1 protein-coding gene is annotated in these 1,318 nt (G+C 70.1%); it reads left to right on the plus strand.

What is annotated here, in order from left to right:
- Positions 1 to 135 precede the first annotated feature (135 nt).
- Positions 136 to 1,318, plus strand: a 1,183-nt coding sequence (locus J0670_RS38160; RefSeq protein ID WP_207817356.1) for an FAD/NAD(P)-binding oxidoreductase, incomplete at its 3' end; no start/stop codon positions are given.

A 1,318-nucleotide genomic window follows, 5' to 3' on the forward strand; every position in this document is an offset into this window, starting at 1 on the left:
CACCCGCCGCGCCGTCCTCTTCGCGCCGCACTTGCCTCAGAGGCAAATGTACGGACATTTTGAGCCGTCTTCTTGCAGGTTTTCGCGGGCTGGACCTAGCTTAATGTCCGTACATTTACGCGAGGGGAGGTTCCTTTGAGGACCAATCGGCATCACCGGATCGTGATCATCGGCGGCGGGACCGCGGGGATCTCGGTCGCGGCCCGGCTCCGTCGGGCCGGCGAGCGGGACGTCGCGGTGCTCGATCCGAGCGACCGCCACTACTACCAGCCGCTGTGGACGCTGGTCGGCGGCGGACGGGCGCCACTGAAGGAGAGCATCCGCCCGCAGGCGTCCGTCATGCCGAAGGGCGTGGAGTGGATACGCCGCGCCGCGGTCGCCGTCGACCCCGAGGCGCGGGAGGTGACGCTGGACGACGGCGGCACCGTCTCCTACGACCACCTCGTGGTCTGCCCCGGAATCCAGCTGGACTGGGACCGGGTGCCGGGTCTGGAGGCCGGGCTCGGCAAGGACGGCCTGTCCAGCAACTACCTGCCGCACACCGCCCCCAGGACCTGGGACTTCATCCGCGGAACCCGCTCGGGCAGTGCGGTGTTCAGCATGCCCACGGGCGCCATCAAGTGCGGCGGCGCCCCGCAGAAGATCGCCTACCTCGCCGCCGACTACTGGCGCCAGGCGGGTGTGCTCGGCCGGATCGACGTCCACCTGGTGATCCCCGGCGCCGCCATCTTCGGCGTCCCGGAGTTCGCCCGCGTACTCGACGGCGTGGTCCGCCGGTACGGCATCAAGGTCCACTACGGCAGCGAGGTCACCGAGGTGCGCCCCGACGCCCGTGAGGTGGCCGTCACCGACCTGGGCACCGGCGGCACGACGACCCTGCCGTACGACGTCGCCCACCTGGTACCGCCGCAGAGCGCCCCGGACTGGATCAAGCGCAGCCCGCTCGCCGGCGCCGACGACCCGGCCGGCTACGTCGAGATCGACAAGCACACCATGCGGCACGTCCGCTACCCCAACGTCTGGGCCCTCGGCGACGCCGGATCCTCCCCGAACTCCAAGACCGGCGCCGCGGTGCGCAAGCAGGCTCCCGTGCTCGTGGAGAACCTCCTCGCCACCGTCAACGGCCGGGAGCCCACGGCCGCCTACCAGGGCTACTCGTCCTGTCCGCTGACCACCGCTCGCAACAAGATGCTGCTCGCCGAGTTCGACTACAGCGGGCGGCCCACCCCGTCGATCCCGGTGATCGACACCATCCGCGAGCGCACCGACATGTGGCACCTCAAGCGGCGCGGACTGCCGTTCCTCTACTGGAACCTCA

It is taken from the genome of Streptomyces sp. FH025 (assembly GCF_017427025.1).
Classification (GTDB): Bacteria; Actinomycetota; Actinomycetes; order Streptomycetales; family Streptomycetaceae; genus Kitasatospora.